This is a genomic window from Paraburkholderia sp. CNPSo 3076 (assembly GCF_026343935.1).
Taxonomy (GTDB): Bacteria; Pseudomonadota; Gammaproteobacteria; order Burkholderiales; family Burkholderiaceae; genus Paraburkholderia; species Paraburkholderia nodosa.
This window is the reverse complement of sequence record NZ_JAPMAL010000042.1, coordinates 55,880-63,350: the sequence shown is the minus strand read 5'-3', so window position 1 is coordinate 63,350 and position 7,471 is coordinate 55,880. Positions and strand designations below refer to the sequence as shown.

Sequence of the window (7,471 nt, the reverse complement as noted above, 5' to 3'; positions counted from 1 at the left end):
TGATAAACGGAATTGACGATGCTTTTCCACGTACGCATGGATGTGAACATCCCGGCCGACATGCCGGCCAATGTCGCCAATGAAATCAAGGCGCGCGAAAAGGCGTACTCGCAGGAGCTGCAGCGCAGCGGCAAGTGGCGCCATATCTGGCGACTGGTGGGCGAGTACGCGAACTACAGCATCTTCGATGTCGAGAGCAATGCAGAGCTGCACGACATTCTCACCGCCTTGCCGCTTTTTCCGTACATGAAGATAACGGTCACGCCGTTGTGTCGCCACCCGTCCTCCGTCAGGGACAACGACGCCTGAGCTGATTTCCCCCTCAATACCAGCAAGCACCAGGAGACAAAGACCATGAGCGCAAAAGTATTCGACACGAAGGAAGTGCAGGACCTGCTGAAGGCCGCCACAAACATTGACGGGAACGACGGCAACACACGTTTCAAGCAGATCGTCCACCGTCTGCTGGGCGATCTCTTCAAGGCCATCGACGATCTCGACATTACACCCGACGAAGTCTGGACCGGCATCAATTATTTGAACAAGCTCGGCCAGGACGGTGAAGCGGCGCTGCTCGCTGCCGGCCTCGGTCTCGAGAAGTACCTCGACATCCGCATGGACGCTTCGGACAAGGCGATCGGCATTGACGGCGGTACACCGCGCACCATCGAAGGTCCGTTGTATGTGGCGGGCGCGCCCCTACGCGATGGCGTTTCGAAGATCGACATCAATCCCGACGCCGATGCGGGTCCGCTCATCATCCACGGCACGGTCACCGGTCCGGATGGCAAGCCGGTCGCTGGCGCCGTGGTCGAATGCTGGCACGCGAATTCAAAGGGCTTCTACTCGCACTTCGACCCGACGGGGGCGCAAAGCGACTTCAACCTGCGCGGTGCGGTGAAAACCGGCGCCGATGGCAAGTACGAATTCCGCACGCTGATGCCGGTCGGCTATGGCTGTCCTCCCAAGGGCGCAACGCAGCAACTGCTGGACGAAATCGCCCGTCACGGCAACCGTCCTGCACACGTGCATTTCTTTGTCACCAGCGACAGCCAGCGCAAGCTGACGACGCAATTCAACATCGAAGGCGATCCGCTGATCTGGGACGATTTCGCCTACGCCACGCGTGAAGACCTGATTCCTCACGTCGCGGAAAAGACCGGCGGTACGGCGTTGGGCCTGAAGGCCGACACGTACAAGGACATCGAATTCAACATTTCCCTGACCCCGCTGGTCCAGGGCAAGGATAACCAGATCGTCAATCGCCCTCGAGCTTCAGCCGCAGCGTAATTGGGCGAGCCGGTGGCGGCGCCGCAACGCCGCCGCCGGTCAGTGTAGTGAATTGGCCGCTGCTACCCGCGAGACGCGTGCTAGCTGATAAACCGACGGACGAAAGTCGACCGTAGAAGGCGTGGGATCGGCTAAATTCCGAATATGTGGCTCGCTGTCCAGAAGCGCTGATATGCGCAACGTCCACGAACCAAGCGTCTAATCCAGCGGCGGCAAAAGGTGAAACGGTTATTGCGCTGACGTGTCGCCCGTTTCCGCGTATAGCGGGTTTGTGCCCGTCAGGAACCAGGTGTGCAGCATACCTATGCCTTTCGCTTCAATCTCGCCTCGCTCCTCAAACAGAAAACGATCACCAAGAAGGCCCCGCGTGGCGTCGGTAACCTGCACACGCCCCGCCACGCTGTGGGACTCCATTCGACTGGCGGTGATGACTGCAGCGCCCCACAAGTCATAGATGAACTTTCGCCTGCCGATGACACCGGCGACCACAGGCCCGCTATTGATGCCAATACGCATTTGGAGGCTGTAGCCGTGGCGCCGATTGAATCGCGCAAGCGCATCGATCATATCCAGTGACATATGAGCTGCCCTCCCTGCATGGTCAGGAGCTGGGTCTGGCAGCCCACATGCTGCCATGTACGAATCACCGATAGTCTTGATCTTTTCAAGGCCCCAGTGGTCGGCGATGTTATCGAATTCGGCGAAAATCTCGTTGAGTAAAGCGACTAGTTGCTCCGGATCCATAAGCGCCGAAAACTGCGTGAACGCCACAATATCAGCGAATAGAACCGTGACATCCGTAAAACTATCCGCGATGATTTCAGGAATACTGTTGGCGATCAGGTCCGGGCGCGCTTTCAGCCGTTCAGCGATCGGATAGGGCAGCAGATTGAGCAGTAGCCGCTCCGACATTTTTTGCTCGACAGCGAGCTTGTCATAGAGGCATTGGAGTTCGTCGCGTTGGCGCTGGATTAGCTCCCAGCTCGCCCGCAATTCCTCGTTCTTACGCGTAATCTCGGCTTCCGCCCGTTTTTTCTCAGTGATATTGCGGCCCTCAGGAAGCAGGAATACGACGTCACCGTTTGAATCTTTGATCGGCAAAATCGAAAAATCGACGACGATCGTCCCCGCACCCGCTAAGTGACCGTAGACTTCGAAATCGCAGCGGACGAACTCGCCTTCGCCAGCGCGGTGAATCAGTTCCCGGAGCAGGGCCTGGGTCTGCCCCGAAACGACCCACCAACGCGCCTCCCAGAACGGTTTACCACGAATGTCATCCATTCGTATCCCGGCGGCTTCAAGCGCAGCATGGTTGATCTCGAGCATTGTCCCGTCCGTATCCAGTAGACCTACGAACTGATACATCGAGTCAAACATGATGCGCGCTAACTTATTACGCTGTGTCTGGAGGTCATCGCCTGCAGAGAGCGTCACGTCGCCCACCCGAAATTCTGCGACGGTAGAGAAACACTGGAGATGGATCGCAGCCATGCTTCACCTCTTGCGCCTCCGGCATCCGGTGCGGCGCTTGCTCACCCGATTGCCTTCAGCATGCTATCGATCTGATGCTCCCAGTGTACCCAGTCGCGCACAGAAGATGCGAGCATTGATATTTTCATACAAATACAACGCATGCACGGCGCGCGCTCCAAATCCAGCTCAACATTATCTTTAAGCCACCGGCACCGTACTGGCCATTGAGTTTGTTGGTGACCAGTTTGAGAGCCTCACTGATTCTGAAGCCCAGTCCACACAGTTGCTTCGGTTCAGAGCCAGTTGGCGTGAAATGGTCTCAGACCCACGACGTCGGCGCACCTGCCATCATCTCTGCGATTAGCCGGACGGTAACCGGCCAGAGCGCCAGACCGTAGTGGGCGTGTCCGAATGCGAAACAGAGGTTGTCGTGCGTCGGCGCTGGCCCAATGACCGGCAACATGCGGGCGTGCAGGGGCGGCAACCGCACCACGGCGCGGGATCCGCCCGCGCGCTGGGCCGAAAAAGGCCGCATGCGAGCGCCTCGTCCGCTCGAGCTGAACCGGGGTCCTGGCCGTATCGCGATAACCCAGTTCGACACCTCTCGTCAGGCGGACGCCGCGCAGCATCGGGGGAATCAGGAAGCCCGCCTCCGCGTCGAGAACGGGCTGGTTCAGTTTTGCCCCATTTATCACGGAATAGTGCATGTGATAGCCGCGCTTTACCGCGTTCGGCATGATTTCACAAAAATCGCAGTGAATTTTAAAATTCTCTCCCACGCGAATTGTGTGAAAATGAAAGCGGATAATATTCTTTGGAGCCAACGCGAATGCCCCTCAGTGTGCATGCCACAAGACATGTCAGTAGATGCCGACTCCAATAGCGTCGCCACAAAAATTGCCGCGACGACTGAAAACACATCGGCAGCCACGCAGCGTGGTCGAAATACTATCGAACGAATTTTGCGCATCGCCATCGACATCATCGTCGACGAGGGCTATGGCGAACTCTCGATGCGGAAGATCGCAAGCAAAGCGGGTATCAGCCTGTCCAATCTGCAGTTTCATTTCAGGACCCGCGAAGATCTCCTGGGTGCAGTCATGACGCTGCTGGCATCAAGGTATCTCGAACAGTACCGCACCCTGGCTGGCAATGCGCACTTGAGTTCAGAAGAACGGCTGGAAGCGGCGCTCCGTCATACGCTGGCTGGCAATCGGGAGCCCCGCACACAGGCGATTTTCTTCAATACGTGGGCGATCGCACAGACCCAGGAATCTGCTCGTTCGATCGTCGAGCAGATTTACGTGGCGCAGCGCGCAGAACTTTCGTGTTTTATCGGAGAGGCCCAATCCGCGCCTCAGCGCGCATGATTGCTCGCTGCGCGCCGCGCTGATCTCGTGCCAGATAGAAGGCCTGATGAGCTTGATTCCCCAGCGCGAAGCCTATCCTCACGGCCTCGATGGTATCGAAGAGGAAGCCATGCGGACGATGCTTACTCTCGCTGCCGCGCCCTCCTCAGCCAACGCGATTCGCCCTCACTAAGCGTACTTGGTGAGGGCGAATATCGCAACCGCTACACGGCCTACGCTTCGTCGAGCAGCCGCCCCATACCCTTGTAGAGTTCAGGACGGGCAGCTTTCAGCCAATAGGCGAAGCCTGCGCCAAACACACCAACCGCAAGCGTTATCCACGGAAGCGCTTCCGAGAACCACGAATTCGTACCCGTGAGCAGCGACACGTTGCTGGTGATTTCATAGACGCAAAGCACGAGACCCACGCCGCTGATCGTCGGCGCGATCAGACGTTGCCAGATCGACACTCCGTGGGTATTACGCGCAAAGAACCCGATCACCGCAAGCGCAGTCAGCGCCTGCACCGCAACGATACCGACCGCCGCCGGAACGCTGGACAGCGGAACCACGACGAGCATGGCGTCGGCCTTATAGATCGCAGCCAGCACGATGACCGCGACGCCGACCAGAATCTGGAATATACCGGCAACGTGAGGCGTCTGTTGAACCGGATGCAGTTTGGCGAAGCGCGACCACAGCACACCCTCGCGTCCGAGGGCAAACAGATATCGCGCCGAGGCATTGTGGAAGCTAATCAGTGCCGCCAACAGGCTCGTGATCATCAGCATATTGGTGATATCGGCCGCAGTGGCACCCAGATACCGCTGCGTGATGATGAACCACATGTTGCCCGGGTCCTTCGAGGCCTGCGCTACCGCTTCGGGAATACCGTAGGCATTCGTCACCAGCCACACGGAAACTGCATACAGAGCCATGATCAGGATGACCGCCGCATACGTGGCGCGGGGAATCGAACGTTCCGGGTTGCGTGCTTCCTCCGCATAGATGGCCGTCGTCTCGAAACCCATGTAGCAACTGACGACGAACACGAACGAGGCGCCAAACCCGTGACCAAACACATTCGACGGCATAAACGGCGTCAAGGCGACCGCACTCGCACCACTCTTCCCGAGAATGGCTCCGTTAAGAATCAGGATGATGGAGACTTCGGCAAGCATCAGTACAAACAACACACGACCGCTAAATGCGATGTTCTTGTAGCCAAAGAAAAACACGACCACCATCGAGGCCAATGTGCACATCCACCATGGAACTGCAACACCAAAATGTGACTGGACGCCGTAACTGATGAAAAAGCCGATCATCGCATAGCAGGCGATCAGCATGGCGTTATACGCGAGGATTGCCATAAATGCTCCACCGATCCCCCACGGGCGTCCCAACCCCTGGGCGATATACGCATAGAATGCACCGGCATTCTTCACGTAGCGGCTCATCGCGCAAAAGCCAACGCTGAAGACGAGATACAGCAAGCCAACCACGACATACGTACCCGCAGCGCCGGCCCCGTTACCCATGCCGATCGCAAGTGGCGCGCCGCCAACCAGGGCCGTCAGAGGACCGTTGGTCGCAATCACCAGAAACACAATATTCAACCAACCCAGCGCGTCCTTGCGCAGCGAGGTTTGGTTACTCTCCATCGTTTTCATTGACGTCTCCAATATTTAGCTTATCAACTGTTCCGACTAATATGGATTCCTGGGCATCTCTCACAGCGGAACCGGAATACACACCGACTTGATCTCCGTGTACTGCTCGATCATCTGCCGGCCGTGCTCCCTGCCGATACCCGATTGCTTGTAGCCGCCGAACGGCAAGTTGGGATCCACCGGAATATGGCTGTTGACCCAGACAGTGCCGGCTTCCAGTGCTCGAATGCCGCGCAATGCCGAGTTGAGGTCATTGGTCCACACGCTCGCGGCCAGACCATTTCGAGAAGCGTTCGCCAGGGTCACTGCGTCATCCAGTGACTCGATCGGCGTGACGCTGATCACTGGCCCGAAGATCTCATCGCGCATTGCAGGGTTATTGGCGTCGGCATTGACGATCAATGTCGGCTCAAAATAGAAGCCGCTGGAATCCGGACGATTGCCGCCCGTGACGATGTCCGCCGTCTTGGCCGCCTGCCCGACCAGCGCGGCGACTTTTTCGACGTGCGCGTGCGACACCAGCGGTTGCAGATCCGCACTCAGGTCCATGCCCGGACCCATACGTAAGCGCTTTATGGCGTCGCTCATCCCGCTTACGACCCGGTCATAGATTGAGCGATGCACATAAAGCCGCGACGCCGCCGCGCACACCTGCCCCTGATTGAGGAGACACGCGCCCATGATGCCCGGCATGATCTGATCAACGTCGACGTCGGGCAGGACGATCAACGGATTCTTGCCGCCGAGTTCCAGAGAGAAGCGCGTCATGTTCTTCAGCGCCGACATGCCAATATGACGGCCAGTTTCGGTCGAGCCGGTAAACGTCACCTTGTTGACGCCGGCGTGCTCGACCAGTGCCGCGCCCGCATCCCGCCCGTATCCTGGGACAACATTGACCACACCTGGCGGAATGCCAGCCTCGAGCGCCAGTTCAGCTACCCGCAATGCGGTGAGCGGTGTGTCTTCCGACGGTTTGACGACAATCGTACATCCCGACGCCAGTGCCGGCGCGATCTTCCACAACGCGATCATCATCGGAAAATTCCAGGGCACGATGGCCCCCACCACGCCGACCGGTTCGCGCAATGTAAAACCGAGATTCCTGGTTCCCGGCGGAATCGGTATCGACAGATCGAGCGTCGAACCCTCAATCTTGGTCGCCCAGCCTGCCATGTAGCGAACATATTCGACTGATCCAGCAACGTCGACGGCGCGCGCAAGATTGATCGACTTGCCTTGATTCAGCGTTTCGATTTGCGCCAGTTCTTCGGCATGAGCCTCGATCACTTCAGAGAACCGGACCAGGCACCGCTCCCGGTCGGCGGGCCTCATGGCGCGCCAGACACCCAGGGCGCGCTGGGCGCTGTCGACTGCCAGATCGACCTCATGACGCGAGCCCTCGATGGTTCTGCTGATGACAGAGCCATCCGCCGGGTTATGAACATCAATGTATCGATCCGTAGTCGACGGGACCGACTTTCCGTCGATGAAGGCACCATGCGCCCGATCGAGAAATGCCCTGACTTCGGGAAGAATCTCGACCAACCGGGATCCCAGGTTTCGCTCCACAGCACCGCCTCCAATTTTAACTAGGTCTATCGACCTATTTTTAATGCAGAATCCGGTCGATTGCAAGAGCGCCTGAACCCGAATCCCGATGTCAATGCCCTGCTTCGCGACGGAAGA

6 protein-coding genes and 1 pseudogene are annotated in these 7,471 nt (G+C 58.0%); 3 read left to right on the top strand and 4 right to left on the bottom strand.

Features of this window, described 5'->3' with window-relative positions; genetic code table 11:
* Positions 1-18 precede the first annotated feature (18 nt).
* Complete coding sequence (catC, locus tag M3A49_RS35765; RefSeq protein ID WP_133189525.1) at positions 19-309, top strand: muconolactone Delta-isomerase; 291 nt, start codon at positions 19-21, stop codon at positions 307-309.
* A gap of 45 nt (positions 310-354) precedes the next feature.
* A complete protein-coding gene (gene catA, locus M3A49_RS35760) occupies positions 355-1,290 on the top strand; it encodes a catechol 1,2-dioxygenase (RefSeq protein ID WP_266233091.1) in 936 nt (311 codons plus the stop codon).
* 228 nt (positions 1,291-1,518) lie between these two features.
* On the opposite strand, the gene M3A49_RS35755 is transcribed toward catA, so the two are convergent.
* Positions 1,519-2,781, bottom strand: coding sequence for an adenylate/guanylate cyclase domain-containing protein (locus tag M3A49_RS35755; protein ID WP_266233090.1), 1,263 nt, complete (start codon positions 2,779-2,781; stop codon positions 1,519-1,521).
* Positions 2,782-3,056: 275 nt separating this feature from the next.
* Positions 3,057-3,500, bottom strand: a pseudogene (locus M3A49_RS35750) (NAD(P)/FAD-dependent oxidoreductase); the annotation flags it as partial.
* A gap of 57 nt (positions 3,501-3,557) precedes the next feature.
* On the opposite strand from M3A49_RS35750, the gene M3A49_RS35745 reads away from it, so the two are divergent.
* Complete coding sequence (locus M3A49_RS35745) at positions 3,558-4,133, top strand: TetR/AcrR family transcriptional regulator (protein ID WP_323183465.1); 576 nt, start codon at positions 3,558-3,560, stop codon at positions 4,131-4,133.
* A 212-nt stretch (positions 4,134-4,345) separates the two neighbouring features.
* Here M3A49_RS35745 and M3A49_RS35740 read toward each other — a convergent pair whose 3' ends face one another.
* Together M3A49_RS35740 and M3A49_RS35735 are read right to left on the bottom strand one after the other, a co-directional pair.
* Positions 4,346-5,785, bottom strand: coding sequence for an APC family permease (locus tag M3A49_RS35740; protein ID WP_266233088.1), 1,440 nt, complete (start codon positions 5,783-5,785; stop codon positions 4,346-4,348).
* A 60-nt stretch (positions 5,786-5,845) separates the two neighbouring features.
* Positions 5,846-7,354 carry an aldehyde dehydrogenase family protein gene (locus M3A49_RS35735; RefSeq protein ID WP_266233087.1) on the bottom strand — a complete coding sequence of 503 codons (1,509 nt, stop codon included), beginning with the start codon at positions 7,352-7,354 and terminating at the stop codon, positions 5,846-5,848.
* Between the last annotated feature and the right edge of the window lie 117 nt (positions 7,355-7,471).

Bases quoted from the DNA above. Each gene is read 5' to 3' on its own strand.
- catC (WP_133189525.1), top strand. From the start codon at position 19: ATGCTTTTCCACGTACGCATGGATGTGAACATCCCGGCCGACATGCCG.
- catA (WP_266233091.1), top strand. From the start codon at position 355: ATGAGCGCAAAAGTATTCGACACGAAGGAAGTGCAGGACCTGCTGAAG.
- M3A49_RS35755 (WP_266233090.1), bottom strand. From the start codon at position 2,781: ATGGCTGCGATCCATCTCCAGTGTTTCTCTACCGTCGCAGAATTTCGG.
- M3A49_RS35745 (WP_323183465.1), top strand. From the start codon at position 3,558: ATGAAAGCGGATAATATTCTTTGGAGCCAACGCGAATGCCCCTCAGTG.
- M3A49_RS35740 (WP_266233088.1), bottom strand. From the start codon at position 5,785: ATGAAAACGATGGAGAGTAACCAAACCTCGCTGCGCAAGGACGCGCTG.